This is a genomic window from Streptomyces neyagawaensis (genome assembly GCF_023516595.1).
Classification (GTDB): Bacteria; Actinomycetota; Actinomycetes; order Streptomycetales; family Streptomycetaceae; genus Streptomyces; species Streptomyces neyagawaensis.
In genome coordinates, this window is sequence record NZ_JAMGBG010000019.1 from 207,280 (window position 1) to 231,250 (window position 23,971).

The 23,971-nt window shown below is 72.6% G+C and carries 22 protein-coding genes; 12 read left to right on the forward strand and 10 right to left on the reverse strand.

The window, feature by feature from the left end; translation table 11 throughout:
* Positions 1 to 31: 31 nt before the first annotated feature.
* A complete protein-coding gene (locus M8J73_RS11010; RefSeq protein ID WP_055539774.1) occupies positions 32 to 1,252 on the reverse strand; it encodes an acetyl-CoA C-acetyltransferase in 1,221 nt (406 codons plus the stop codon).
* A 360-nt stretch (positions 1,253 to 1,612) separates the two neighbouring features.
* A complete protein-coding gene (locus M8J73_RS11015; protein WP_206187897.1) occupies positions 1,613 to 2,704 on the reverse strand; it encodes an SGNH/GDSL hydrolase family protein in 1,092 nt (363 codons plus the stop codon).
* A gap of 158 nt (positions 2,705 to 2,862) precedes the next feature.
* On the opposite strand from M8J73_RS11015, the gene M8J73_RS11020 reads away from it, so the two are divergent.
* Positions 2,863 to 4,257 carry a cystathionine beta-synthase gene (locus M8J73_RS11020; protein WP_055539825.1) on the forward strand — a complete coding sequence of 465 codons (1,395 nt, stop codon included), beginning with the start codon at positions 2,863 to 2,865 and terminating at the stop codon, positions 4,255 to 4,257.
* A 392-nt stretch (positions 4,258 to 4,649) separates the two neighbouring features.
* On the opposite strand, the gene M8J73_RS11025 is transcribed toward M8J73_RS11020, so the two are convergent.
* A complete protein-coding gene (locus tag M8J73_RS11025; protein ID WP_079054954.1) occupies positions 4,650 to 5,099 on the reverse strand; it encodes a hypothetical protein in 450 nt (149 codons plus the stop codon).
* A gap of 229 nt (positions 5,100 to 5,328) precedes the next feature.
* Between M8J73_RS11025 and M8J73_RS11030 the strand changes: the two genes are divergently transcribed.
* The 4 genes from M8J73_RS11030 (at position 5,329) to M8J73_RS11045 (ending at position 9,480) form a co-directional block, all read left to right on the forward strand.
* Positions 5,329 to 6,912 carry an alpha/beta hydrolase gene (locus M8J73_RS11030; protein ID WP_055539823.1) on the forward strand — a complete coding sequence of 528 codons (1,584 nt, stop codon included), beginning with the start codon at positions 5,329 to 5,331 and terminating at the stop codon, positions 6,910 to 6,912.
* 218 nt (positions 6,913 to 7,130) lie between these two features.
* Positions 7,131 to 8,009, forward strand: a complete 879-nt coding sequence (locus tag M8J73_RS11035; protein WP_055539822.1) for a MurR/RpiR family transcriptional regulator — start codon at positions 7,131 to 7,133, stop codon at positions 8,007 to 8,009.
* Positions 8,010 to 8,137: 128 nt separating this feature from the next.
* Entirely contained in the window at positions 8,138 to 8,734 is a 597-nt protein-coding gene (locus M8J73_RS11040) for a hypothetical protein (protein WP_055539821.1), read from the forward strand.
* A gap of 161 nt (positions 8,735 to 8,895) precedes the next feature.
* A complete protein-coding gene (locus M8J73_RS11045; RefSeq protein ID WP_240501403.1) occupies positions 8,896 to 9,480 on the forward strand; it encodes a DUF6817 domain-containing protein in 585 nt (194 codons plus the stop codon).
* A gap of 71 nt (positions 9,481 to 9,551) precedes the next feature.
* On the opposite strand, the gene M8J73_RS11050 is transcribed toward M8J73_RS11045, so the two are convergent.
* The 6 genes from M8J73_RS11050 to M8J73_RS11075 all read right to left on the reverse strand — a co-directional run bounded on the left by M8J73_RS11050 (position 9,552) and on the right by M8J73_RS11075 (position 14,768).
* Positions 9,552 to 10,247: a lipoprotein gene (locus tag M8J73_RS11050; RefSeq protein ID WP_055539819.1), complete on the reverse strand. Its 696-nt coding sequence runs from the start codon at positions 10,245 to 10,247 to the stop codon at positions 9,552 to 9,554.
* A gap of 139 nt (positions 10,248 to 10,386) precedes the next feature.
* Positions 10,387 to 10,761: a roadblock/LC7 domain-containing protein gene (locus M8J73_RS11055; protein WP_159768319.1), complete on the reverse strand. Its 375-nt coding sequence runs from the start codon at positions 10,759 to 10,761 to the stop codon at positions 10,387 to 10,389.
* Positions 10,762 to 10,775: 14 nt separating this feature from the next.
* Complete coding sequence (locus tag M8J73_RS11060) at positions 10,776 to 11,384, reverse strand: roadblock/LC7 domain-containing protein (protein ID WP_249828535.1); 609 nt, start codon at positions 11,382 to 11,384, stop codon at positions 10,776 to 10,778.
* Positions 11,385 to 11,421: 37 nt separating this feature from the next.
* Positions 11,422 to 12,471, reverse strand: coding sequence for a DUF4388 domain-containing protein (locus M8J73_RS11065; RefSeq protein WP_249828536.1), 1,050 nt, complete (start codon positions 12,469 to 12,471; stop codon positions 11,422 to 11,424).
* Positions 12,468 to 12,866: a hypothetical protein gene (locus M8J73_RS11070; protein ID WP_055538428.1), complete on the reverse strand. Its 399-nt coding sequence runs from the start codon at positions 12,864 to 12,866 to the stop codon at positions 12,468 to 12,470. Before M8J73_RS11070 ends, M8J73_RS11065 begins: the two co-directional genes overlap by 4 nt.
* Before the next feature lie 399 nt (positions 12,867 to 13,265).
* Complete coding sequence (locus tag M8J73_RS11075) at positions 13,266 to 14,768, reverse strand: type III PLP-dependent enzyme domain-containing protein (protein WP_055538429.1); 1,503 nt, start codon at positions 14,766 to 14,768, stop codon at positions 13,266 to 13,268.
* Between the two features lie 156 nt (positions 14,769 to 14,924).
* Between M8J73_RS11075 and hutU the strand changes: the two genes are divergently transcribed.
* The 4 genes from hutU to hutI all read left to right on the forward strand — a co-directional run bounded on the left by hutU (position 14,925) and on the right by hutI (position 20,555).
* The gene (gene hutU / locus M8J73_RS11080; protein ID WP_055538430.1) at positions 14,925 to 16,613 is read left to right on the forward strand and encodes a urocanate hydratase; all 1,689 of its coding nucleotides are present in this window, start codon (positions 14,925 to 14,927) and stop codon (positions 16,611 to 16,613) included.
* A 101-nt stretch (positions 16,614 to 16,714) separates the two neighbouring features.
* A complete protein-coding gene (locus M8J73_RS11085) occupies positions 16,715 to 17,920 on the forward strand; it encodes an allantoate amidohydrolase (RefSeq protein ID WP_249828554.1) in 1,206 nt (401 codons plus the stop codon).
* Entirely contained in the window at positions 17,917 to 19,272 is a 1,356-nt protein-coding gene (locus M8J73_RS11090) for a formimidoylglutamate deiminase (RefSeq protein ID WP_249828537.1), read from the forward strand. Before M8J73_RS11085 ends, M8J73_RS11090 begins: the two co-directional genes overlap by 4 nt.
* Positions 19,269 to 20,555: an imidazolonepropionase gene (gene hutI / locus M8J73_RS11095; RefSeq protein WP_055540171.1), complete on the forward strand. Its 1,287-nt coding sequence runs from the start codon at positions 19,269 to 19,271 to the stop codon at positions 20,553 to 20,555. Before M8J73_RS11090 ends, hutI begins: the two co-directional genes overlap by 4 nt.
* A gap of 96 nt (positions 20,556 to 20,651) precedes the next feature.
* Here the strand turns inward: hutI and M8J73_RS11100 are convergent, their stop codons facing one another.
* Complete coding sequence (locus M8J73_RS11100) at positions 20,652 to 21,554, reverse strand: RNA polymerase sigma factor SigF (RefSeq protein ID WP_055540174.1); 903 nt, start codon at positions 21,552 to 21,554, stop codon at positions 20,652 to 20,654.
* A 248-nt stretch (positions 21,555 to 21,802) separates the two neighbouring features.
* Between M8J73_RS11100 and M8J73_RS11105 the strand changes: the two genes are divergently transcribed.
* The 3 genes from M8J73_RS11105 (at position 21,803) to M8J73_RS11115 (ending at position 23,970) form a co-directional block, all read left to right on the forward strand.
* Positions 21,803 to 22,171, forward strand: a complete 369-nt coding sequence (locus tag M8J73_RS11105; RefSeq protein WP_055540172.1) for an STAS domain-containing protein — start codon at positions 21,803 to 21,805, stop codon at positions 22,169 to 22,171.
* A gap of 316 nt (positions 22,172 to 22,487) precedes the next feature.
* On the forward strand, positions 22,488 to 23,003 hold the full coding sequence (locus M8J73_RS11110) for an ATP-binding protein (protein ID WP_055540173.1): 516 nt from the start codon (positions 22,488 to 22,490) through the stop codon (positions 23,001 to 23,003).
* A 235-nt stretch (positions 23,004 to 23,238) separates the two neighbouring features.
* Complete coding sequence (locus M8J73_RS11115) at positions 23,239 to 23,970, forward strand: peptidase (protein WP_249828538.1); 732 nt, start codon at positions 23,239 to 23,241, stop codon at positions 23,968 to 23,970.
* Position 23,971: the final 1 nt, after the last annotated feature.

The following is a 23,971-nucleotide window of genomic DNA, read 5'->3' on the forward strand; positions in this document are numbered from 1 at the left end:
GGTGGGTTCCCGTGCGGCTACGGCAAAGAGGTCAGCTGAGGCGCTCGATGACCATCGCCATGCCCTGGCCGCCGCCGACGCACATCGTCTCCAGGCCGAACTGCTTGTCGTGGAACTGGAGGGAGTTGATCAGCGTGCCGGTGATGCGGGCGCCGGTCATGCCGAAGGGGTGGCCGACGGCGATGGCGCCGCCGTTCACGTTCAGCTTCTCCAGCGGGATGTTCAGGTCGCGGTACGAGGGGATCACCTGGGCGGCGAACGCCTCGTTGATCTCGACGAGGTCGATGTCGCCGATGGTCAGGCCGGCGCGGGAGAGGGCCTGCTTGGACGCCTCCACCGGGCCGTAGCCCATGATCTCGGGGGACAGGCCGGAGACGCCGGTCGAGACGATCCGGGCGAGCGGGGTCAGGCCCAGCTCGCGGGCCTTCGTGTCGGACATGATCACGAGGGCGGCGGCGCCGTCGTTGAGCGGGCAGCAGTTGCCGGCGGTGACCAGGCCGTCCTCACGGAAGACGGGCTTCAGGCCCTGCACGGCCTCCAGGGTGACGCCGGCGCGGGGGCCGTCGTCCTTGCTGACGACGGTGCCGTCGGGCAGCGTCACCGGGGTGATCTCACGCTCCCAGAAGCCCTTCTTGATGGCTTCCTCGGCGAGGTTCTGCGAACGGACACCGAACTCGTCCATGTCCTCGCGGGTCACACCCCAGGAGCGGGCCAGGTTCTCGGCGGTCTGCCCCATCGAGATGTACGCGTCGGGGAGCAGGCCGTCCTCACGCGGGTCGTGCCAGGTGGCGCCGACCGACTTCGACACGGCCTCCGTACGGGCCTCCGCCTCGGCGAACACCGGGTTGTGGGTGTCGGGCATGCCGTCGCTGCTGCCCTTCACGCTGCGGGACACCATCTCGACGCCGGCCGAGATGAAGACGTCGCCCTCGCCGGCCTTGATGGCGTGCAGGGCCATGCGGGAGGTCTGCAGCGAGGAGGAACAGTAACGGGTCACGGTGCAGCCCGGCAGGTGGTCCATGCCCATCTGCACGGCGACGATCCGGCCGAGGTTGTGGCCCTGCTCACCGCCGGGGAGACCACAGCCGAGCATCAGGTCGTCGATGTCCTTGGGGTCCAGCGCCGGGATCTTGTCCAGGGCCGCCTGGATGATGGTGGCGGTCAGGTCGTCGGGGCGCAGGTCCTTGAGCGAGCCCTTGAAGGCGCGGCCGATGGGGGAGCGGGCGGCTGAGACGATCACGGCTTCGGGCATCACGGCTCCATTGGCGTACAGACGGTGCCCCCGGTCGGGCGGGGCAGGGCTGTGGGGGAAGTTACCCGTACGTATGGTCGAGGTCACGGGCATGGAGGTGTGACTCCGACCGCACTTTTCTAAGCGCTTGCTTTTTTGGGGCCGGGGCGCCTAGGAGCTCGGGGGTGCGTGTGCTTGGGCGACTGCGGGTGCGTGGGGGCTGGTCGCGCAGTTCCCCGCGCCCCCTGAAAAGCGGCCGGGGCTGCGCCCCGTGCTTTTCATGGGGAGGGCGGGCCGCAGGCCCGTCCCTCCAGGGGGCGCGGGGAACTGCGCGAGAAACCACGAACCACTCGCACCCGCCCAAGCACACGCACCCCCGAGCTACTGGGCGCCCGGCGCGGTCGCCGTCGTGGGGGCCGGGTCCGTCGCCGGTACCCGGCGGCGCCGGCGCCGTTTCAGCAGGGCCCACGGTCCCCTCGGTCCCGTCGGCATCGCCGCCGTCACCTCCGTGCCGGCCTCGGACGCCGCCTCGGCGGCCGCACGGGCGACCGGCAGGAAGCCCTCGCGGCGGGAGACGTCGGGGCGCTCCTCCTCCGCGGGCCACAGGTTGAGCGCCGCGCACACGGTGGGGAGTATGGCCATCGCCGCCGTCGCGTACCCCTCCGCGGAGGGGTGGTAGTTGTCGGGGCCGAACAGCTCGCGGGGGTTCGCCGCGAACTCGGGGCCCAGTAGGTCGCCCAGCGACACCGTACGGCCGCCCTGCTCGACGACACCGATCGTCTGGGCGGCCGCCAGCTGCCGGGACGCCCGTCGGGCGAGCCAGCGCAGGGGCTGCTGCACGGGCTCGATCGTGCCGAGGTCGGGGCAGGTGCCGACGACGACCTCCGCGCCGGCCGTGCGCAGTCGGCGTACCGCGGCCGACAGGTGCCGCACCGAGCGGGTCGGCGGCATGCGGCGGGTCACGTCGTTCGCGCCGATCATGATCACGCAGACGTCGGGGACCCGGGCCGGGTCCTCCAGGACCAGCGCGACCTGGCGGTCCAGGTCGTCGGACTGGGCGCCCGGCAGTGCGACGTTCCGCAGCTCCACGGGGTGCTCCGCCACCGCCGCGAGCCCCGAGGCGAGGAGCGCGCCCGGCGTCTGCCGTGCCCGGTGGACGCCCTGGCCCGCGGCGGTGGAGTCACCCAGCATGACCAGACGGATCGGCGGATCCTCGGAGGGGCCGTTCGTGCCGTAGTGCGGGGCGAACGGGCCGAACGGGCGGCCGTACCGACTGCCGTAGGCACGGCCGTAGAGGCCCTCCGCGCTCGGCGGATGCGGACTGTTGCCGTTGCCGACGACCCGCTTGGCCATCCGCACCTCGGCCAGCAGCACGCCGACGGCCGCCGCCCCGACCAGTCCGATGCCGCCGCCGCCGTACGCCGCGCCCGCCGCGATGCGCCGGGCCACCCTCGCTCTGGACATGCTCGACATGCGTCGCCGCCACCTCCTCGTAGCCGTACAACCACTCATTGCCCCGAAGCGGCCCTCGGCCAATCCCTGCGGGGAATGAACAGTGAGGGGATCAAGAGGGGCGGGGCTTAGGCTGGCGTGACATCACGACCATCACTTTTGCGGCTCCGGAGACAACGGTGCAATTCCACGACTCGATGATCAGCCTCGTCGGCAACACCCCGCTCGTGAGGCTCAACAGCGTGACCGAGGGCATCCAGGCGACCGTCCTGGCCAAGGTTGAGTACTTCAATCCCGGCGGGTCCGTGAAGGACCGCATCGCCCTGCGCATGATCGAGGCGGCGGAGAAGAGCGGAGAGCTGCAGCCCGGCGGCACGATCGTCGAGCCGACCAGCGGCAACACGGGCGTCGGCCTCGCGATCGTCGCGCAACAGAAGGGGTACAAGTGCATCTTCGTGTGCCCCGACAAGGTGAGCACCGACAAGATCAATGTGCTGCGCGCGTACGGCGCCGAGGTCGTGGTCTGCCCCACGGCCGTCGACCCCGAGCACCCCGACTCGTACTACAACGTCTCCGACCGGCTGGTGCGCGAGACGCCCGGCGCCTGGAAGCCGGACCAGTACTCCAACCCCAACAATCCCGAGTCCCACTACCACTCGACCGGCCCTGAGCTGTGGGAACAGACGGAGGGGCGCATCACCCACTTCGTGGCCGGGGTCGGCACCGGCGGGACCATCTCCGGCACCGGGCGCTACCTCAAGGAGGCGAGCGGCGGCCGCGTCCAGGTCATCGGCGCCGACCCCGAGGGCTCCGTGTACTCCGGCGGGTCGGGTCGGCCGTACCTGGTCGAGGGCGTCGGTGAGGACTTCTGGCCGACGGCGTACGACCGGACCGTCGCCGACGAGATCGTGGCCGTGTCCGACAAGGACTCGTTCCAGATGACCCGGCGTCTGGCCAAGGAGGAGGGGCTCCTGGTGGGCGGCTCCTGCGGCATGGCGGTCGTCGCCGCGCTGCGCGTCGCCGAGCGGCTCGGCCCGGACGACGTCGTGGTCGTGCTGCTCCCGGACAGCGGGCGTGGCTACCTCAGCAAGATCTTCAACGACGAGTGGATGGCCGACTACGGCTTCCTGGAGGACGAGGGGCCGAGCGCCCGCGTCGCCGACGTCCTCACCGACAAGGAGGGCGGCTCCATCCCCTCCCTCGTCCATATGCACCCGGACGAGACGGTCGGTCAGGCGATCGAGGTGCTGCGCGAGTACGGCGTCTCCCAGATGCCGATCGTGAAGCCGGGTGCCGGGCACCCGGACGTCATGGCCGCCGAAGTCGTGGGGTCCGTCGTCGAACGGGAGCTGCTCGACGCGCTGTTCACCCAGCGGGCCTCGCTCGACGACCCGCTGGAGAAGCACATGTCGGCGCCACTGCCGCAGGTCGGTTCCGGTGAGCCGGTCGGCGACCTGATGTCCGTGCTCGGCCGGGCCGACGCGGCGATCGTGCTGGTCGAGGGCAAGCCGACCGGGGTCGTCAGCCGCCAGGACCTGCTGTCGTTCCTCGCCAAGGACGGCGGCAAGCAGTAGGACCGAACGGGACCGGCTTCGGCCCATACCCGGAGGAATCCCTCCGAGAGGGCTTCGTGGCTGAAGATTTGAGCGGGTATCGCGTGCGACTTCGCAGAAGTGGTACGAGCGCGTCACGTGCGCGCAGCACCCGCTTAACACGGGTCCGGCACATTAGTGGATGTCGGCAGGGCGGGAGCGGCTCCCCGCCCCGGCCGGCATCCGAAACGGCGTCAAGGACCTCCGGAGCGGCTCCCGGACCTCCATGGACGCCACGGACGCGAAGCCCGGCCTGACCCGGCCCGCGTCCCCGCGGGGACCGCCGTCGTCCCGCCCCCCGTCACACGGGGGTGCGGCGGTCCCCGCGCATATATCTCCTGCTTCGCGCCTCGTGGCTCGCGCCCGGCGCACTCCTACTCCCGCCAGTCCGGGTCACCGGACGTGTCGCCCTTCCGCCTGCCCAGGCGCGGGGACGTGCGCAGCGCCCAGGCCACGTTCACGCCGACGATGCCCGCCCAGGTGACGAAGAGACCGGGGAGTTCGGCCACGCCGCCGCCGATGCCGGAGAGCGGGATGGCGACGACGAGGGAGACGACGCCGAAGCCGTAGCGCTCGCCCCAGGAGTCGGTGGACTTGGGTGAGCGGGAGCCGCGGGCCACCACCACCTGCTGCTCCGCCACCTGGCGCCGGACCCGGCGGTCGACCGCGCCGTCGATGCGCTGGTCCACCTTCTCCAGGAACGACTCCACGAGTGCGGACTCGTAGTCCTCGCCCAGTTCCCTGCGCGCGTGCAGGGTCGCGGCGAGTTCCTTCTTCAGCTCGGCGTCCCCGAGCTGCGCGTCACGGGCATCCATTCCGGTCATGCCTCTCACGGTAGGCAGCCGCGACCCGCCCGGCACTGGGGACAGCCCCCCTCTTTCACCCCGGACGGCAAACAGCCGGTCGCGGTTGTCCGACCCCAGCACTATTCGGCGCCAACTCCCCCTCCGCCCAAGGGGGGAGGAACTCCGTCCCGTGGAAGGATCACTCCGCGTTCCGTGCTCGACAGGATGGGTCGCGTCCCTCACCCATCGACCCAAGGACGCCACACGCGTGCGCAACAGCCGAATAGCCCTCCTCGTGGCGGTCAGCGCCGTCACCACGCTGGTCCCCGTGCTGACCCCGACCGCCGCATCCGCCGCGGGTGACCCCCTGCGCCCCTACCTCAAGCAGAAACCTTCCTGGCACCGCTGCGACAAGTCGCTGCCCGCCTCGCTCCAGTGCGCCACGATCAAGGTGCCGCTGGACTACGCCAAGCCGGGCGGCAAGAAGCTCGACCTGGAGATATCCCGGATGCGCACGAGCACCAAGAAGGAACGGCGCGGTGTGCTCCTGCTCAACCCGGGCGGCCCGGGCGGTCCGGGCGTCGACATGCCGTACTACATGGCCCGCGAACTGCCGAAGTCGGTGAAGAACACATACGACCTCGTCGGCTTCGACCCGCGGGGCATCGGCCTGAGTTCCCCCGTCGGCTGCGGCCTGACGTCCGGCGAGCGGAACTGGGAACGGCCGTACAAGCCCGAGACGTTCGACAAGGACGTCAAGTGGGCCCGGACCGTCGCCGAGAAGTGCGACAAGAAGCAGGGCGACAAGCTCCGCCACCTCACCACCCGCAACACCGCCCGGGACATGGACGTCATCCGCGCGGTGCTCGGTGAGAAGAAGATCTCCTACCTCGGATACTCCTACGGCACCTATCTCGGAGCCGTCTACACGCAGCTGTTCCCCAAGCGCTCCGACCGCATCGTGCTGGACAGCGCCGTCGACCCGGCCCGGATCTGGCGCGGGATGATCCAGGTCTGGGCGGAGGGCGCCGAACCCGCCTTCACCCGGTGGACCGAGTGGACCGCCGCACGGGACGCCAAGTACAAGCTGGGCGCCACTCCCGATGCGGTCCGCACGACCTTCTACGACCTGGTCGCCCGGGCCGACCGCAAGCCGATCGACCTCGACGGCACGCTGCTGACCGGTGACGACATCCGCTCCGGCCTGCGGGCCCTGTTCTTCGGCGGCACGCGCGACGTCGCCGAAGCGGTCGTCGAACTGAAGAAGGCCGCGGACAAGACCCCGTCGGCCGGCACCGGCAAGCCCAGGACGCCGGAGCCCGTTCCGCCGTCCTTCGGCCGGACCGTGCCCAAGGACAACAACGACGCCGCCTTCTGGGCCGTCGTCTGCGCCGACACCCGCGACTGGCCGCGCGATCCCGAGCAGTACCGCGAGGACGCGATCAAGGACAAGGCCAAGTACCCGCTGTACGGCGACTTCGCCTCCTCCATCAAACCGTGCGCCTTCTGGAAGAAGCAGGGCAGTGAGCCCGCCACCACGATCGACAACAAGGTCGGCGCGCTGATCCTCCAGAACGAGTGGGACTCCCAGACGCCGCTGACCAGCGGCCAGGGCCTGCGCCGCGTCATGAAGGGCGCGAAGATGGTCACGGTCGCCGGAGGCGTCGGACACGGCATCTACGGCAACAAGTCGTGCGCCGACAAGACGGCCACCGCCTACCTGACCACCGGCAAGCTCCCCGCGAAGGACGTCACCTGCAAGGCCCGTCCGGGCGCTGAGGAGCGCGCCACCCCCAACCCGCTGCCGCTCCCGACACCCCCGGGCATCCCGGGCCTGGCCGGCCGCTTCTGATCACCCCGGCCCCTGGGACGCCGCCCGCCCGCGGGAGGCGCCCCAGGGGTCCCGGCACCCCCGGCCGCGCGGGCGGGACCGGGAGCCGAGCAGACCCGGCACACACGGCCCCGCGACAAAGATGATGCATAGGCTCATGCAGACTTTTCGGTGACTGAATAAGGTGGGTGCTGCGCTGCGCTGATCGAGGGAGGCCCAATGCGGAACGGGAGCGCGGCATGAGCGCCGAGCGGAACACCGGCGGCACGGCGGCGGCGAGCGGTGCGGACAGCCCCGCCGCGCGCCTGCAGACCCTGTTCGAGGGACACCGGCTGACGCCCACTCAGCGGCGGATCGCCCACAGCATGGTGCGGCGCGCCGCCGACGTGCCGTTCCTGTCGAGCGTGGAACTGGCGGAACTCGCCGGGGTGAGCCAGCCGTCGGTGACCCGGTTCGCGGTGGCGCTCGGCTTCGACGGATACCCCGCGCTGCGCCGGCACCTGCGCGAGGTCGCGCCCGCCGAACCGGCATCGGCCGCCGCCGCCCTCAACGAGTACCAGCAGGCCGTCGAGGCCGAGATCGAGAACCTGCGCCACCTGGCCGAGGTGCTCGCCGACCCCGCCCCGGTGGCACGCGCCGGGCGGCTGCTCGCCGCGTCCAGGCCGCTGCCGGTCCTCGGCCTGCGGGCCGCCGCCGCCCAGGCGTACGGCTTCGCGTACTTCGCCGGGAAGGTCCACCCCGACGTACGGCTGCTGCACGAGGGCGGCAGCATGCTCCACGACCGGATCGACGCGGCGGTACGCGCCGGGGCCACCGCGCTGCTCTGCTTCGCGCTGCCCCGGCACCCGCGCGAGGTCGTCGACAGCCTCGCGTACGCCAAGGAGGCCGGGCTGACCGTCGTCACCGTCGCCGACTCCGCGTTCGCGCCCGTCGCCAAGGTCTCCGACCTGCTGCTCCCCGCCGCCGTCGGGACCGGCCTGGCCTTCGACACCGCCTGCGCGCCGATGCTGCTCGGACGGGTGCTGCTGGAGGCCATGTGCGACGACCTGCCCGAGGCGCAGGCGCGCCTGGAGGAGTTCGACACGAAGGCCGCCGCCCGGGGACTGTTCGTGGAGTAGTACCTCTTGGGTTCCGGCCCGGTGAGTGGTATCCCGCTTTCTCAGACACGTTTCACGTTCGCTGGTTAACGTACCTGGCGACCGACGTACGACAGGGAAACCGAACCTGGGACACGGGAGGCGGGAGAGTGGCGCGCGGAGGACAGGGGCTGGCTCGGGTGGCCGTCGTGGTACGGGCCGGGGCGGCACCCATGGGGTGGCTCGGAATGATCGCGGCGGGTGCCGGTCTGGTGCCGTCGGGGGTGACCGGACGGCGGATCGGGGTGCTCGGCGGGGCGGCGTTGTTCATCGTCGCGGCCGTGGTCGTCGCCGCGCTGCGGCGGGGCCGGTACGCGGCACTGGCGCGCGGGGCCGCGCGGGCGGGCAAGCACGATGTGCTCCAGGACCGTGCGGTGACCCTGCGGAACTGGCGGCGCGGACACCGCTGGTGGCTGCTGCTCGCGTTCGTAGCGGCACTCGCCTCGTCGTTCGCCGTCCCGGCGGCGGGCGGGATGCTGCTGGCCGGCGCCGGCACCGGCCTGTGGCTCAAGGCGGGCCGGCTCGGCCGCCGCGAACGCGCCGACGGACACCTGCTGTGGGTCCGCGTCGACTGGCTCTCGCCCCGCGGCGGCGCCCCGGCCGGCAAGCGCGTCACCGCCTACCGGTCGACGGGCTCCGCCGCGGGCGACGCGGGCCCCGGCGGCGGCAGGCGGCCCACGAGGGCGACGGCGGCCGGGCGGGCGTAGGAGGCCCTCACCAGCGAGCGGCCTCATAGCTCCGTCTTAGCTCCGTCTTGGGTGGGGGCAAGAAAACCCCAGGATTGACTGGGGCAACGGCATCAGCCGAGGATCTTCGTGGTGCCGTAAGGGCGCCGACCGGAGGTTCCGCCCGCCGAAAGGACGAGGCCGTGTCCGCTGCTTCCGCCGTGCCCGCTGGTTCCGCCGCGACCGAGGGCGCCCTCGCGCTGCTGCGCGCGTCCGGGGCCGCCGGTGTCGCGCACCCCGGCGGCACCCTGCTCGCCCATCTCCAGCGGGTACGGGACCGGCTCGCGGCGTGGGGCGCCCGCCCGGCGCTGTGTCTGGCGGGCCTGTCCCACGCGTTCTACGGCACCGACGGCTTCCCGACGGCGCTGCTGGCGCCGGCCCGCCGTGCGGAGCTCGCCGCGGTGATCGGCCAGGAGGCCGAGGCGATCGTGTACCTCTATGCCTCCTGCGACCGCGAGGCCACCTATCCGACCCTCAGCCTGCCGGACGGCGCCTTCCACGACCGTTTCACCGGCCGCACGCACACCCCCGGGCCGCGGCTGCGGCGCGACTTCGCCGCGCTGTCGGCCGCCAACGAACTGGACATCGCCGACGTGGACCCCGCCTTCCGCGAGCGGTGGGGTCCCGAACTGCTCGCCCTGTTCACCGGCTTCCGCGACCTGCTCGGCGAGGCGGCCTGGCGGGACTGCCGTGCCGTGCTCGCCGGGCCGGAGCAGAGCGGCGCCTGACCGGGCCGCGCCCGGCCCGGGGCCACGTCTCGCCGCGCATCCGCAGTCCGGAGCTTCGCCGGGGGGTCGGCTCAGGTGGTGCGCAGGGTCCGCTTGGCCAGCTCGTACGCCGGGAGCATGTCCTCGTGTTCCCCGGTGTCGAGGCCGCCGAGGTGGACGACGACGGGGCCCTCGGCGGTCACGGTGAGGAAGGCCCGTTCCTTCTTCGTCGCGTCCAGCGCCTCACTGGTGTAGAGGTACTCGACCTCGGCGCCGGAGACGTCGGAGTCCGAGGAGAAGGCGCTGTACTTCGCCTTGCTGGTGTCGCCCTCGGCCTTCACGAACTCCCTGAGCAGCGCCCGAGCGTCCCCGGCCCCGGCGCCCGCCTCGCCCCTCCACACCCGGATGAAGCCGAGGTTCCCGGCGGGCTTGGCGTCGATCTCGCACGCGGCGGTGAAGGGGCCCTGGTGCAGCAGCGCCTCGGCCAGTTCGGCGGCGACCTCGTCCCCGCCCTCCGCCGTGCCGGTGTCGATGGCCTCCGCCTTCCAGTTCTCCGCCGTGTCGAAGGCGATCGGCAGCTCGCAGGCGGAACCGGCCGCGCCCACCGAACCGCCGCTCGCGGCGACGTCGTCCCCCTTGCCGGAGCCGGCGGAGTCCGCCGCCCCGTTGGCCGAGGCCGACGGCTTGGCCCCGTCGCCCTCCGCCGGCTGCGAGCACCCCGCCAACAGGCCGGCCAGCACCGCCACCTGGGCGAGCGCCGCCCCCCGTACCGCTCTGCGCACCGTCACCTTCTCCTCTCGGCCCGAGGCGGACACGGTAGCCGAGGGGGCGGCTTGACGTTCGCACGGGCGTGCGGGTGCCGCGGGGCATGCCTGGGCGGCGCGCCCCGGTCGGGGTGCGCCGCCTCGTGGGGGGGCCTTGGGGGTGTCAGACCTCCAGTTCCGCCTCGATCCTCCTCAACTGGTGCCTGGCCATCGCCAGGTTGGCCCGCTTGGCGTCGAGCACCAGGTACAGGAAGAGGCCGTTGCCGCCGCGGCCGGTGAGCAGCCGGATCAGGTGGTAGGCGTCGGACAGGGTGATCAGGATGTCCTCGATCTCGCCCTTGAGGCCGAGGTGCTCCATGGTGCGCAACTTGGCGCGGACGACGTCCGTGTTGCCCGCGGCGGCGACGGTGAGGTCGAAGCCCTTGCTGCCGCCGATCGTGCCCAGTGCCATGCCGCTGGTGTAGTCGACGAGGGCGGCGCCGGTCGCGCCCTCGATCGACGCAAGGGCCTCTTTGAGTGCGGTCTCGGTGTTGGCCATGATGTGCGGTCCTTTCAACTCTCTGACGTGGTCGGTGCGTTGGGAGTGGTACGGGGGGTGGATCGTGCGGTCGAGGCGCCGGGCGTCCGGCGGGGCATGGTCGACCTGACCGTGGCCCTGGACGGCGTCTGCGACGTGGTCGGTTCGGTGCCCGGGGGCGTCCGGGCGAGGGACCTGGCCGGGCTCCGCCCGGTCGTGTCGGCCGGGGCCTTGATCGCGGCCCGGCCGGCGACCGGGTCGGCCGCGCGGCGGGGCGAGGCGTCGACCAGCTCCCCGATACGGGTGCCGGTCCGGCGGCCCTCCAGGTGCAGCCGGCCCACGTTGACCCGGTCCTGGGCGAGCAGCGTGAGCACGGCGGAGGCACCCGCCGCGTACGTCGCCACATAGCCCTGCTCGCCGCGCAGCAGCAGCTCGCGGAGGTCGCCCCGGCCGCCCGCGTCGGTGATGCGTACGGCGACGCCCAGTGCGGCGGCGGTGAGTGCGGCCAGGCCCTCCGGCTCCACGCCGGGGGTGTCGTGGGCCAGCACCAGCCCGTCCACGCTGGCCGCGAGCGCCCCGGTCAGCTGGGGCACACGGGCCCGCAACCGGTGCAGTTCGTCGAGGACTTCCGCCTCGGCGGCCATGGGTAATCTCCTCTCGGCGGGGCGCTCCCGCTGCCGCTCAAAGGGCCTCCAGCGCATCCCTGAGCCTTTGCAGTAGGGCGATGTCGGGGTCGGCGGTGACCAGCGGCCACGGCGGTGCGGGGACGGGGACGGGGTGCGGCGGGGTGGAGCCCGGTACGTCGGCCGGCTCCGGTGGGAGGGTGCCGGGCGCGGTGGCCGTCCCGGCCGGGGAGCCGCCCGCGGGGCCGTCGGGGGCGCCGTACGAGCCGGGGTGCGGGGCGGCGTAGGGGGTGGCGTACGGGACGGTGGCCCGTGTCGGCGCGGAGGGGCCCTGTGGGGTGTCCGGTGCGGGTGCGGTGCGGCCCGGGGTGGTGTCCGGTGCCGGTGGGGTTCTGGGCGGATGGGGTGGTGCCGGGGAGATGAGGCCCGCCGCGGCCAGTCGGCGGACGGCCACCAGGGTGTGGAAGGTGGGGCGGCCGAGGGTCAGGGAGATGTCGGCGGCGGTGCGGAAACCGTTGATCTGGTCGAGCACGGCCCCCTGGCGGATGGGGACCGGTGGGGAGGAGAGGCCGACCGCCCGCATCAGCGGGGCGTCGTCCGCCGCAGCGTCGGGCCAGATGCGGTGCAGCAGGTCCCTGCGGCGCAGCGCCTCCCGCGTGATCGTGGCCACCGGCACCGGGCGTATCGGTCCCAGCCAGTGCGCGGCCCCGTAGCGGAAGCGGGCCGGGGCGCTGCTCGGCCCGAGCACGAAGTACGCCGCGTCGAACATGGCGCCCGCGTGGCACAGTTCCAGCGCGCCCTTGGTGACCCGGCCGCTGTCGACGAGGAACCGTCCGACCCGCAGCCCGGCCCCCGCCGTGTCGACGGCCTCGCGCCAGCCGTCGGTGTCGAGGACGCCCCCGGCGCTGAGCAGCACGTCGAGCCCGGGGGAGCGGGGGCTCTCGGCGTGCACGACCTCGCCGTCGGACAGATAGAGCGAGCCGGACTCGCGCAGCAGGACGCCGGTGGCCCGCTCGGCGGCGAGCCGGTGCAGCATGGGGGAGACGGCGTGCCGGGTGTGCTCGCCGCGCACGGGCAGTGGGGGAGCCGATGTGGTGATCACACTCATGCCAGCACCAGCCGCCCCGCCATCTCGCCCAGCCGGATCCGGGCCAGCGCGAGATTGCCGTCCGACCTGGCCAGCCACAGATGCAGGAAGACACTGCTGTCGAACGTCGTCCGCACGAACCGCAGCACGTGGTACGTGTCGCGGTTGCTGACGATCAGGTCCTCGACGGGGAGATCGGCCCCGGACCAGTCAGAACCCTCCTCCGGGGCGAACGCCCGGTGCTCCGCCGCGAGCCGGGCCAGCTCCGCCGCCTCCGCCGCGGTCGTCTCGTGGTCACCGCCGGGTGCGTCCCCGACCGTGCCCAGCGCCAGTCCGCTGGTCCAGTCGACCACCGCGGCGCCCAGGGCACCGGGCAGCCTCATGGCCTCCACCAGACACTCGTCGATTCCGGGCACCGTGGCTCCCCTCCTGCCTGCGGTTCGGCTGAGTGACGCAGACGCTACGCAACGTGTGCGCGAGGGGTGAGTGATCTGGCAATTTCCAGCGGAACATGCGGAGAGGTGACTAAGGTGGGTCGACTTGCCTCATTTTCACCGCTGTTGAGGTCCGCGAGGGCGGCCGGTGCGCTGAGGTGCGGGTATGCGATCCACGCGCATACGGACCCGGGATGGACCGCCGGGCAGCAACCATTGTGGGGGGCGCGCGGGGCGCGCGAAGTGAAGCGTCCGGCATCCCGCGAGCCCCCGCGTTGGCGGACGCGCGGGGAACGGCGTTGGCGAACGCGCGGGGAGCCGCGCGACGGGCCGGGGCAACGTCCGCCCGCCGCACGGTATTTACCAGGTGGTGGAGGGGCGTCAGAGCCCCAGGAGCCCCGACCGTTCCCCGCCGCCCGACTCCACGACGATCTCCTCCGTCGTCTGCGCCCGCCGGACCACCGCGAAACGCACCCCGCCCTCGCCCTCACCGGGCGCGTAGCCGTGGATCGCGGGCCTTGGCAGCGAGTTGTACCCGTAGTGGTGCGCGAAGTAGTACGCCCCGGTGTCCAACGCCGCCGCGTAGTCCCCCGGTTCGAGGCGCGGCAGGGAGCGCCCCCGGGCGAGCAGGTCGCCCGCGAAGCAGGCCGGTCCCGCCACGTCCTGCTCGACCGCCGGCCCCTCCTTGACCCGGCCCTTGCTGTCGTACGCCGCGATCCGCAGCGGCCACGCCCCCGGCGCGTACACCGTCCGGGCCGCCACCTGCACCCCCGCGTGGGTGACCGCCACGGCCCGCCCGCCCGCGCTCTTGGTGTACTCCACGCGCGCCACCACCGTCCCGTGCTTGGCGAGCAGCGACCGTCCGAACTCGGTGACCAGCCCGTACCGCCCGTCGAACAGCCCCGGCACCGCCTCCGCCAGCAGCCGCGCGTACTGTGCGTGCGTCGGTGTCGCCGCCTCCGACGCGAAGTTCACCGGCAGGCCGCCGCCGATGTCGATCGTGTCGATCTGCTGCCGCCCGATCCGCCGGTTGATCTCCTCGGCGAGTTCGTACGTCTCCGCGATCCCCCGGGTCATCAGCGACAGCGGCATGCCCTGCGACCCGGAGTGCGCGTGCAGCCGGCTCAGCCACGGCCGCTCCAGATACGCCCGTACGACCCACTCCCGGGCGCCCTCGTCCCGCAGCGGCACCCCGAACTTCGAGGTGGCCGTCGCGGTGGACAGCGCGTCGATCGCGCCCCCGCCCACCTGCGGGTTCACCCGGATGCCGAGCGGGGAGCGGGTGGTGGCGGAGCGGACGAGCGCGTCGAGGCGGTCCAGCTCCTGCGGGTTGTCCGCGTTGACGGCGATGCCCAGCGCCAGTGCCTCCCGCAGCTCCGCCGGGGTCTTGGCGGGGGAGTCCAGCACGGTCTGCCGGGGCGACACCCCGGCGGCCCGCGCCAGGGCCAGCTCACCGGCGCTCGCGACCTCCGCGCCGATCCCCGCCTCGCGCAGCAGCCGCAGCACCGGCACCAGCGGTGTCGCCTTCACCGCGAACGCGTGCAGCACCGGTGTGCCGGGCGCCGTCACCTCGTCGAACGCCCGCCGCAGTGCCGCCGCCGACGCCCGGATCCCGGCGACGTCCAGCAGCCCGATCAGCGGGGTGGCCGGTCCGAGCAGCCCCTGCTCCACGGCCGCCCGCACGGCGTCGTCCCGCCGGGCCGCGCGCTCGTCGTCCGTCTCGAACAGCCGGAGCGTGCGCTCGGCGTCCGCCTCGGCGTCCCCGTCCGGCCGGGAAGCGCGGTCCGCGGCCGCGCTCTCCCGCCGCGCGGCGGGATCCTCCGCCGCCCCGTCACGCCGGGCGGCGGGCCCCGTCCCGTCGGCCCCGCGCGTCGCGTCTCCCATCTCGTCCCCCCGTGGTGGTGTCGTTCCCGGGCCCATGCACCCAGTGTGTCCAGCCAAACATCCATGGCGCGCCGTCGCTGGCGTACGGGCGTATTGACTAGCTCTATTCATCGAGTCAGGATGTGAATAGTTGCTGTAAATCGAGGAGGCAGACCCGTGTCAGGACCCCGCCCTGTTCGAGCCCCGCGCGGTACGGAACTGAGCACCCTGGGCTGGCAGCAGGAAGCCGCCCTCCGCATGCTGCAGAACAACCTGGACCCCGAGGTGGCCGAGCACCCCGACAAGCTCGTCGTCTACGGCGGCACGGGCAAGGCCGCCCGCGACTGGCGCTCCTTCGACGCCATGGTCCGCACCCTGAGGACCCTCAAGCAGGACGAGACGATGCTCGTCCAGTCCGGCCGCCCCGTCGGTGTCATGCAGACCCACGAGTGGGCCCCGCGCGTCCTCATCGCCAACTCCAACCTCGTCGGCGACTGGGCGAACTGGGAGGAGTTCCGCCGCCTGGAACAGCTCGGCCTGACCATGTACGGCCAGATGACCGCCGGGTCCTGGATCTACATCGGCACCCAGGGCATCCTCCAGGGCACCTATGAGACCTTCGCGGCCGTCGCCGCCAAGAAGTTCGGCGGCACCCTCGCCGGGACGATCACCCTCACCGCCGGCCTCGGCGGCATGGGCGGCGCCCAGCCGCTCGCCGTCACCATGAACGACGGCGTCGCGCTCTGCATCGACTGCGACCCGCGCGCCATCGAGCGCCGCATCGAGCACCGCTACCTGGACGTGAAGGCCGACAACCTCGACCACGCCCTCCAGCTCGCCACCGAGGCCCGCGACGCCCGCCGCCCGCTGTCCATCGGCGTCCTCGGCAACGCCGCCGACCTCGTCCCGCAGCTCCTCGCCATGGGCGCCCCCATCGACATCGTCACGGACCAGACCTCGGCCCACGACCCCCTGTCGTACCTCCCCGTCGGCGTCGACTTCGACGACATGGCCTCCTACGCCGCCAAGGACCCGGCCGGCTTCACCACCCGCGCCCGCGAGTCCATGGCCCGGCACGTCGAGGCCATGGTCGGCTTCCAGGACGCCGGCGCCGAGGTCTTCGACTACGGCAACTCCATCCGCGGCGAGGCCCAGCTCGCCGGGTACGACCGCGCCTTCGCCTTCCCCGGCTTCGTCCCCGCCTACATCCGGCCGCTGTTCTGCGAGGGCAAGGGCCCCTTCCGCTGGGCCGCCCTGTCCGGCGACCCCGCCGACATCGCCAAGACCGACAAGGCGATCCTCGACCTCTTCCCCGAGAACGAGTCCCTGCACCGCTGGATCAAGATGGCCGGCGAGCGCGTCCACTTCCAGGGCCTGCCCGCCCGCATCTGCTGGCTCGGCTACGGCGAGCGCGACAAGGCCGGCGAGCGCTTCAACGACATGGTCGCGAGCGGTGAACTGGCCGCCCCGCTGGCCATTGGCCGCGACCACCTCGACTGCGGCTCCGTCGCCTCCCCCTACCGCGAGACCGAGGCCATGCTCGACGGCTCGGACGCGATCGCCGACTGGCCGCTGCTCAACGCCATGGTCAACGTCGCCTCCGGCGCCTCCTGGGTCTCCCTCCACCACGGCGGCGGCGTCGGCATGGGCCGTTCCATCCACGCCGGCCAGGTCACGGTCGCCGACGGCACCAAGCTGGGCGGCGAGAAGATCCGCCGCGTCCTCACCAACGACCCCGGCATGGGCGTCATCCGCCATGTCGACGCCGGCTACGACATCGCCGAGTCGGTCGCCGACGAGCGGGGCGTGCGGGTACCGATGCGCGAGGGCGCCGACGCCGCGAACGGCGAGGGTGAGGACGCGTGACCCCGAGCCACGGCGGCCACGACGGCGGCTCCCTGGCGGGAGCCGCCGCCTCACCGGCACCCGCGGGCCCGACCGGGCCCGGCGGCGCCTCCTTCCACGAGATGTGGCGTGATCTCCTCCCCATCGGGCGGCACCCCGACTCCGGTGGATACCGGCGGTTCGCCTGGACCGGCGCGGACGCCGAGTGCCGGGCCTGGTTCGAGGAGCAGGCCCGCGACCGGGGGCTGACCCACGAGGTCGACCGGAACGGCAACCAGTGGGCCTGGCTGGGCGACCCCCGGCAGGGCGACGCCGTCGTCACCGGGTCCCACCTCGACTCCGTACCCGACGGCGGGGCCTTCGACGGCCCCCTCGGCGTCGTGTCCTCCTTCGCCGCGCTCGACGAACTCCGCGCCCGGGGCGCCCGGTTCGACAAGCCGATCGGGATCGTGAACTTCGGCGACGAGGAGGGCGCCCGCTTCGGCCTCGCCTGCGTGGGCTCCCGGCTCAGCTCGGGGCAGCTGACCGTCGAACAGGCGCACCGGCTGACCGACGGCGACGGGGTGACCCTGCCGCAGGCGATGGAGGCCGCCGGGTACGACCCGGAGGGCATCGGCGCCGACCCCGAGCGGCTCGCCCGGATCGGCGCGTTCGTCGAACTGCACGTCGAACAGGGACGGGCACTGGACCTGTCCGGCGACGCCGTCGGGATCGCCAGCGCCATCTGGCCGCACGGACGGTGGCGCTTCGACTTCCGGGGCGAGGCCAACCACGCGGGCACGACCCGGCTCGTCGACCGCCGCGACCCCATGCTGTCGTACGCGGAGACCGTGCTCGCCGCCCGCCGCGAGGCACGGCTCGCCGGCGCCGTCGCCACCTTCGGCAAGATCTCCGTCGAACCCAACGGGGTGAACGCCATCCCCTCCCTCGTCCGCGGCTGGCTCGACTCCCGCGCCGAGGACCAGGAGACGCTGGACACGGTCGTCGACGCGATCCAGGAGGCGGCCCGCGACTACGCCCAGCTCCACGGGGTCGAACTGGACGTCGTCCGCGAGTCCTTCACCCCGGTCGTCGAGTTCGAGCACGCCCTGCGCGACGAACTCGCCCGCATCCTCGGCCGGGGCGCCGCCGAGCTGAAGGTGCCGGTGCTCGGGACCGGCGCCGGACACGACGCCGGGATCCTCTCCGGACACGTCCCGACCGCCATGCTGTTCGTACGCAACCCCACGGGCGTCTCGCACTCCCCGGCCGAGCACGCCGCCGAGGACGACTGCCTGGCTGGGGTGACCGCGCTCGCCGACGTACTGGAAGGGCTGGCCCGCAGGTGACGGAGACGACCTACTGGCTCGAACACGCCTGGCTCGGCAGCGACGTCGAGCCGGGCGTGACCCTGACCGTGGCCGGGCCGGGCAGCCCCCGGGCCGGCCGCATCACCGCCGTCCACACCGGCACCCCCACCCCGCCCCCCGGCGCCGAGCCCCTCCGGGGGCTCACCCTCCCCGGACTGGCCAACGCCCACAGCCACGCCTTCCACCGGGCCCTGCGCGCCACCGTCCAGGTCGGCTCGGGCACCTTCTGGACCTGGCGCGAGGTCATGTACCAGGTGGCGCACCGGCTGACCCCCGACAGCTACCACGCGCTCGCCCGCGCCGTGTACGCGGAGATGGCGCTCGCCGGCATCACCGCCGTCGGTGAATTCCACTACGTCCACCACGCGCCCGGCGGCACCCCCTACGCCGACCCGAACGCCATGGGCGAGGCGCTGATCGCGGCCGCCGCCGAGGCCGGGATCCGGATCACCCTTCTCGACACCGCCTATCTCTCCTCCGGCTTCGGCCAGGCACCCGACCAACACCAGCTCCGCTTCTCCGACGGCACCGCGGACGCCTGGGCCGAACGCTGTTCTGTTCTCAAGGAACGGGATCACGCGCGGATCGGGGCGGCCATCCACTCCGTACGGGCCGTGCCCGCCGGACAACTGGCGACCGTGGCCCGCTGGGCCGAGGAGCGGCGGGCCCCGCTGCACGTCCATCTGTCGGAGCAGACGGCCGAGAACGACGCCTGCCACGCGGCGCACGGCCGCACCCCCACCCAACTCCTCGCCGACCACGGGGTCCTGGGGCCCCGCACCACCGGCGTCCACAACACCCACCTCACCGACACCGACATCGCGCTGATCGGCGGCAGCGGCACCGGCACCTGTATGTGCCCCACCACCGAACGCGACCTCGCCGACGGCATCGGACCGGCCGTCGCCCTCCAACGGGCCGGCTCCCCGCTCTCCCTCGGCTCCGACAGCCACGCCGTCATCGACCTGTTCGAAGAGGCCCGCGCGATGGAGCTGAACGAACGGCTCCGCAGCCGCACCCGCGGCCACTGGACGGCGGCGGCCCTCCTGCGGGCGGCCTCGGCCGACGGCCACGCGGCGCTCGGCTGGGACGAGGCGGGCACCCTGGAGCCCGGAGCGCTCGCCGACTTCACGACGATCGCGCTCGACTCCGTCAGGACGGCAGGCCCGCTTCCACGGCTGGGCGCGGAGACGGCTGTATTCGCCGCGTCGGCAGCAGACGTGTCGCACACGGTCGTGGGAGGTCGGCACGTCGTACGGGACGGGGCGCACGCCCTCGTACCGGATGTGCCGAAGGCGCTCGCCGAGGCCGTCGCAGCCCTGCGCGGATGAGGCCCGACCGCGCACCCGAAGCAGAGCCCGCACCCGACCCGACCGCCGAGAAGGCCACCAAGGACGCCATGAGCAGCCCGACGACCGACAGCCCCGCCCACTCCGCGAGCACCGCCAGCACACTCATCACCAACATCGCTGCCCTGGTCACCAACGACCCCTCTCTCGGCGACGGATCCCCTCTCGGCCTGATCCGGGACGCGGCACTCGTCATCGACGGTCAACGCGTCGCGTGGACCGGTGAACGAAGCAAAGCACCCGCCACTGACAATCGGGTCGACGCCGGTGGCCGGGCGGTGCTCCCCGGCTTCGTGGACTCCCACTCCCACCTCGTCTTCGCGGGCGACCGGACCGCCGAGTTCAACGCCCGGATGTCCGGCCGGGCCTACAGCGCGGGCGGCATCCGCACCACCGTCGCCGCCACCCGCGCCGCCAGCGACGAGGAGTTGGAGGCGAACCTCACCCGCTACCTCCACGAGGCCCTCCGCCAGGGCACGACCACCTTCGAGACGAAGTCGGGCTACGGCCTGACCGTCGAGGACGAGGCGCGGGCCCTGCGCATCGCCGCCCGGCACACCGACGAGGTGACCTACCTGGGCGCGCACATCGTGTCCCCGGACCACGCCGAGGACCCTGCCGCGTACGTGGACCTCGTCACCGGCGAGATGCTCGACGCCTGCGCCCCGTACGCCCGTTGGATCGACGTCTTCTGCGAGAAGGGCGCCTTCGACGGCGACCAGGCCCGCGCGATCCTCACCGCCGGCAAGGCCAAGGGGCTGCACCCGCGTATCCACGCCAACCAGCTCTCCCACGGCCCCGGCGTGCAGCTCGCCGTCGAACTGGACGCGGCGAGCGCCGACCACTGCACCCATCTGACCGACGCCGACGTCGACGCCCTCGCCCACAGCCGTACGGTCGCCACCCTGCTGCCCGGCGCCGAGTTCTCCACCCGTGCCGAGTGGCCGGACGCCCGCCGTCTGCTCGACGCGGGCGTCACCGTCGCCCTGTCGACCGACTGCAACCCCGGTTCGTCCTTCACATCGTCGGTGCCCTTCTGCGTCGCGCTCGCCGTGCGGGACATGCGGATGACGCCGGACGAGGCGGTCTGGTCGGCCACGGCCGGGGGCGCGCGGGCGCTGCGCCGGGACGACATCGGCCGCCTCACCCCGGGCGCGTACGCCGACCTGGTCCTGCTGGACGCGCCCAGCCATGTCCACCTCGCCTACCGGCCGGGCGTGCCCCTGGTCACGGGTGTGTGGCGCAGGGGCGTGCGCGAGGTCTGAGCGGGCGGCCGGGGCCCGGACACAGTTCGGCCGGGTGCGGGAGGAACATGGCTCCTGCCGCACCCGGCCGAAATGTTTCGTCGTGGCCGACGCGTGCTACTCGTCGAGGGTCAGCCCCTTGCGCAGGCGGACCAGCGTGCGGGACAGCAGTCGGGAGACGTGCATCTGGGAGATGCCCAGCTCGTCCCCGATCTCGGACTGCGTCATGTTGGCGACGAACCGGAGGGAAAGGATCTGTCGGTCACGCGGTGCCAGCCCGGCGATCAGCGGCTTCAGGGACTCGACGTACTCGATGCCCTCCAGCCCGTGGTCCTCGTAGCCGATGCGGTCGGCCAGGGCGCCCTCGGAGTCGTCCTCCTCGGGCTGGGCGTCCAGCGACGAGGCCGTGTACGCGTTCGACGCGGCCATGCCCTCGACGACCTCGTCGTTCGTGAGACCCAGGCGCTCCGCCAACTCTCCCACTGTCGGAGCGCGATCGAGCTTCTGGGCGAGCTCGTCACCGGCCTTGGCCAGGTCGAGGCGGAGCTCCTGGAGCCTGCGCGGGACCCGCACGGACCAGCTCGTGTCACGGAAGAAACGCTTGATCTCGCCGACGATCGTCGGCATCGCGAAGGTGGGGAACTCCACGCCTCGGCTCAGCTCGAAGCGGTCGATGGCCTTGATCAGGCCGATCGTCCCGACCTGGATGATGTCCTCCATGGGTTCGCTGCGCGAGCGGAACCGGGAGGCGGCGAACTTCACGAGCGCGAGGTTCAGCTCCACCAGGGTGTTGCGGACGTATGAGTATTCGTGCGTGCCTTCCTCGAGCGATTCGAGGCGCTCGAAGAGGGTCTTGGACAGGGCCCGTGCGTCCACCGGCCCCACCTCGTCGTACGGGGGGATCTCCGGGAGGTCGTCGAGCGAGTCGCCCGATGGGTGGGCGATGTCGTCGAGACCGTCTTCCAGAGAGGGTGTCGACGTCGCCCTCTGGGTATGCGATTCGTCGAGCCGGGGTGACATGATGTCCTCCATCGTTCTCGGCATATGGCCGCCGATGCCAATACGTGCACTGCGGTGTGCGGCGCCTCCGAAGCCGGCCGTGTTGATTGGTGTCACTACTAGGCCTACCCGGTTCCGGGACACCGTCGCAAGTGCCTACTGTGACGATATGTCCCTTTGTGGGTGATTGTTCGGGTGTCGGGGAGTGTGGAGAAGGCGTAGTGTTCGAGGGCGAGTCAGCAGCCACGACGGTCGGGAGAGATGACGGCATGGACCGTGGGACGGTCGGCAGCGCACAGTCGGGCCGGCTACGGGTCGAGGTGCGGGAAGAGGGCGCCAGCGCCGTCGTGACCCCGGCGGGTGAGCTCGATCACCACACCGCCGATCTGTTGCGCGAGCCGCTCGAGGGGTGCCTCGACAAGGGCTTCGCCCGCCTTGTGGTGGACTGCACACAACTGGAGTTCTGTGACTCCACCGGACTCAACGTCCTGCTGGGCGTCCGCCTCCGGGCGGAGGCCGCGGGCGGCGGGGTCCATCTGGCGGGGATGCTGCCGGCGGTCGCCCGGGTCTTCGAGATCACCGGCGCCGAGGCCGTCTTCACCGTCCACGACACGGTCGAGGCGGCCCTGTCCGCCTAGGGGATGCCCCCTGGGCCGGGCCGGAGGGCCGCCCCCCGGTCGGCCACCGCCCGCCGGGCCCTGCCCGCGTGTCACACAGCGACCGGTGGGTTACTGGCGTCACAGGTTTCGTGCCGAAAACGTGGGTGTTCTGACGGTTCGCTCGGGCAGGAGACATCCTGAACGGGTCGCAAGCACCGGCCGACGGCTCGACGGGCATGACGGAAAGACGGATGGCACAACGGATGACAGCAGGAAAAAGCACGTGCGGCGGGCTCCGTTCCCGCACTCTTGAGTCCTGATACCTGAACTGGTGAATCGGTGAGGTGAAGCGCTGATGAGCACCACCCGGCCTGTCTCGCCGGGCGACCGCGGCCCGGAACCGGGCGTCGGCGGCGCTTCCGGAGCGCCCGGAGAGGACCGGCCCGCGGCGACGGCCGCCGGTCGCCGGTCCCGCCGGCTGAGCTTCGACGGCGAGAGCGGCGTGGTCCCGCTCGCCCGTGACTTCACCCGCCAGGCGCTGTACGAGTGGGGATGGCTGCCCGCCGCCACCGCCGACCAGCGGGCCGCGGCCGAGGACGTGCTGCTGGTGGTGTCCGAGCTGGTCACGAACGCCTGCCTGCACGCCGGGGGGCCCGCCGAGCTGTGGATCAGCTGCGACAACAAGGTGCTGCGCATCGAGGTGGCCGACCGGGGAGCCGGGAATCCGGCGCCGCGCACACCGCACCGGGCGGGACGGCCCGGAGGGCACGGCATGTTTATCGTGCAGCGACTGTGCCTCGACTGGGGGGTCGTGCGGACGCCGGGTGCCGCCGGCAAGACCGTGTGGGCGGAACTGGGCGCCCCGGCCTGAGCCCTGGCAGCGGCTCCGCTCGCGCCCCGGCCTGAGCCCCGGCAGCGGCTCCGATCGCCCCGGCCCGGGTCCGGCAGGGGCTCCGCTCGCCCCGACCCGAGTCCGAAGGGGCTCCGATCGCCCCGTCGGCCCGGAGCGTTGCCCGGCGCATCGGCACACATCTGACACTTGCGTGTGTCTTCCCTCCTCATGACCCCCGGCGTACCTTGAGCGGCCGATCTGATGTTCCGTCAGAATGTGGGGTGCCGAGGTGTCGTACCGGACGTACCAGAAACGAACCGCCGCGCTCACGTCCCTCGTGGCCCTGGCCGGCTCGGCGGTGCTGATGGCCGCCCCGGTGGCCCATGCCGAGGTCGTGGACGTCACGTACAACTGCAAGACGCCGATCGGGGACAAGTCCGCGGTCTCGCCCATCGACATCAAGGGCGTGAAGCGGGGCGACGGCTACCGGATCACCATGTCCTGGCAGAAGGGCGTCTCGTCCAGCCCGGTGGAGCTGGGCAAGGGCGCGATGAGCCCGAGCGCCACGATCAAGCTGAGCGGCGCCGAGAGCGGGACCCTCACGGTCGCGGGACCGGCCAACCAGGAGGCCATTCCGGCCAACACCCCCATCAAGATCAATGACCTGAGCGGGACGTACACCCCGAAGAAGACCGGCAAGGTCGACTTCACCGCCGGTGTGCTCACCATCAAGGCCCTCGGCACGGTCACCACCTGCACCCCGGGCAACGATCCGGGGCCGTCGCTGACGCTGGACGTGACCGCGGCGGGCGGGGGCGGGTCCGGCGGCTCCGGCGGGTCGGCCTCCGGGGGGACGAACGGTGCCGGCGGGTCGGGCGGGGAACTGCCGCAGACCGGCCCCCTGGACTCGGCGGTCGCCCTCGGCACGCTCGGCGGCACGGTGCTGCTCGCGGGCGCCGCGGGGACGCTGTGGCTGACGCGCAGGAATCAGGCCGCGCGCCGCTGAC

Coding starts and splice junctions, on each gene's coding strand:
- M8J73_RS11010 (WP_055539774.1), bottom strand. CDS start 1,252: ATGCCCGAAGCCGTGATCGTCTCAGCCGCCCGCTCCCCCATCGGCCGC.
- M8J73_RS11015 (WP_206187897.1), bottom strand. CDS start 2,704: ATGTCGAGCATGTCCAGAGCGAGGGTGGCCCGGCGCATCGCGGCGGGC.
- M8J73_RS11025 (WP_079054954.1), bottom strand. CDS start 5,099: ATGACCGGAATGGATGCCCGTGACGCGCAGCTCGGGGACGCCGAGCTG.
- M8J73_RS11035 (WP_055539822.1), top strand. CDS start 7,131: ATGAGCGCCGAGCGGAACACCGGCGGCACGGCGGCGGCGAGCGGTGCG.
- M8J73_RS11055 (WP_159768319.1), bottom strand. CDS start 10,761: ATGGCCAACACCGAGACCGCACTCAAAGAGGCCCTTGCGTCGATCGAG.
- M8J73_RS11060 (WP_249828535.1), bottom strand. CDS start 11,384: ATGGCCGCCGAGGCGGAAGTCCTCGACGAACTGCACCGGTTGCGGGCC.
- M8J73_RS11065 (WP_249828536.1), bottom strand. CDS start 12,471: ATGAGTGTGATCACCACATCGGCTCCCCCACTGCCCGTGCGCGGCGAG.
- M8J73_RS11075 (WP_055538429.1), bottom strand. CDS start 14,768: ATGGGAGACGCGACGCGCGGGGCCGACGGGACGGGGCCCGCCGCCCGG.
- M8J73_RS11085 (WP_249828554.1), top strand. CDS start 16,715: ATGTGGCGTGATCTCCTCCCCATCGGGCGGCACCCCGACTCCGGTGGA.
- hutI (WP_055540171.1), top strand. CDS start 19,269: ATGAGGCCCGACCGCGCACCCGAAGCAGAGCCCGCACCCGACCCGACC.
- M8J73_RS11100 (WP_055540174.1), bottom strand. CDS start 21,554: ATGTCACCCCGGCTCGACGAATCGCATACCCAGAGGGCGACGTCGACA.
- M8J73_RS11105 (WP_055540172.1), top strand. CDS start 21,803: ATGGACCGTGGGACGGTCGGCAGCGCACAGTCGGGCCGGCTACGGGTC.
- M8J73_RS11110 (WP_055540173.1), top strand. CDS start 22,488: ATGAGCACCACCCGGCCTGTCTCGCCGGGCGACCGCGGCCCGGAACCG.
- M8J73_RS11115 (WP_249828538.1), top strand. CDS start 23,239: ATGTGGGGTGCCGAGGTGTCGTACCGGACGTACCAGAAACGAACCGCC.